This window comes from Cronbergia sp. UHCC 0137 (genome assembly GCF_034932285.1).
In the GTDB taxonomy this organism is placed as follows: Bacteria; Cyanobacteriota; Cyanobacteriia; order Cyanobacteriales; family Nostocaceae; genus Cronbergia.
The window spans coordinates 1-1,354 of sequence record NZ_JAYGHC010000076.1; the positions used below are offsets into that span (position 1 = coordinate 1).

The window sequence follows — 1,354 nt, forward strand, 5'->3', positions numbered from 1 at the left end:
ACCAATGAGCATCCCTAAACCCCTACAAATCCAGGTCTTTCGTAATTTTGCAAAAGTCCATATCCTAACCTTCTTGAGTATAGGAGAGATGTACTTTTTACTAATGGGCAGGAGGAGAATCGAACTCCTATACCTTTCGGTGCCGCATTTTGAGTGCGGTGCGTCTACCAATTCCGCCACCCGCCCTTGGTTTCAACTTTCCTATCATAACCTATTTTTTGATTTTGGCAACAGGTTGGAATAAATATTTTTTTGAGACTATTATGATGTTTTCTGCTTGATAGAATAGATAGAGTTTTCCAACACGGAAACCCCCCATTTCATCAGAAGTCAAAAAAAATGATAATATTTGAATAAATTGGAATATTATGGTTTGAACTATTATGGCGATCGCACAACAAACACGCTATTATTCACCAGTAGAATATCTAGAATTAGAAGTAAATTCAGAAATACGTCACGAATATATTGATGGATTAATTATACCAATGACAGGTGGAACATAACAATAAATGGATTTTTTCAGAATTTACAGATGAAAATGTTAACTTAAATTTAGCTTCTGTTCCCTGCCAAATTTTGCTGGCAGATATTTATGATAAAGTAGATTTTAATGCGGAAATGTAAAGGATTTACTCACGGGATAGGAAACATTAGGGTTTGAGATTATTACGATAGTCTCCCAATGTTCAAAAAAAATGATAATATTTGAATAAATTGCAACATTATGGTTTAAAATATTATGGCGATCGCACAACAAACACGCTATTATTCACCAGTAGAATATCTAGAATTAGAAGTAAATTCAGAAATACGTCACGAATATATTGATGGATTAATTATACCAATGACAGGTGGAACACCAAATCATAATCAAATTGCACTAAATTTCAGTGGTACGCTAAATTTTCTACTTAAACGTCAACCTTATCGTGTGTTCGTCACAGATCAACGTCTTTGGATTCCTGAAAAACGCATTCACACCTATCCTGATGTGATGGTGATCCAAAATCCCTTGGTTTATGAAGAAGGAAGAAAAGACACTTTGACTAACCCGGTAATGATTGCTGAAGTTTTATCAAAATCTACCAGCAACAATGACCGAGATCAGAAATTTGCAGCTTATCGGACTATTCCTAGCTTTCAAGAATATATTTTAATTGACCAATATACAATGCACATTGAACAATACTGGAAAAGCGATAACAATAAATGGATTTTTTCAGAATTTACAGATGAAAATGTTAACTTAAATTTAGCTTCTGTTCCCTGCCAAATTTTGCTGGCAGATATTTATGATAAAGTAGATTTTAATGCGGAAATGTAAAACCAAAAACCTTAAATTGTGTAGTTT

3 protein-coding genes and 1 tRNA gene are annotated in these 1,354 nt (G+C 33.7%); 3 read left to right on the top strand and 1 reads right to left on the bottom strand.

From position 1 onward, the window contains the following. Nucleotides 1-104: 104 nt before the first annotated feature. Nucleotides 105-186 (bottom strand) — tRNA-Leu (locus VB711_RS24385). A 197-nt stretch (nt 187-383) separates the two neighbouring features. Here VB711_RS24385 and VB711_RS26570 point away from each other — a divergent pair. The 3 genes from VB711_RS26570 (at nt 384) to VB711_RS24395 (ending at nt 1,327) form a co-directional block, all read left to right on the top strand. Further along, nucleotides 384-506, top strand: a complete 123-nt coding sequence (locus tag VB711_RS26570) for a hypothetical protein (protein WP_416233615.1) — start codon at nt 384-386, stop codon at nt 504-506. Next, nucleotides 496-627, top strand: a complete 132-nt coding sequence (locus tag VB711_RS26575; protein ID WP_416233616.1) for a hypothetical protein — start codon at nt 496-498, stop codon at nt 625-627. Before VB711_RS26570 ends, VB711_RS26575 begins: the two co-directional genes overlap by 11 nt. Nucleotides 628-742: 115 nt before the next feature. Continuing rightward, a complete protein-coding gene (locus VB711_RS24395; protein ID WP_323289004.1) occupies nt 743-1,327 on the top strand; it encodes a Uma2 family endonuclease in 585 nt (194 codons plus the stop codon). The last annotated feature ends 27 nt before the right edge of the window (nt 1,328-1,354 follow it).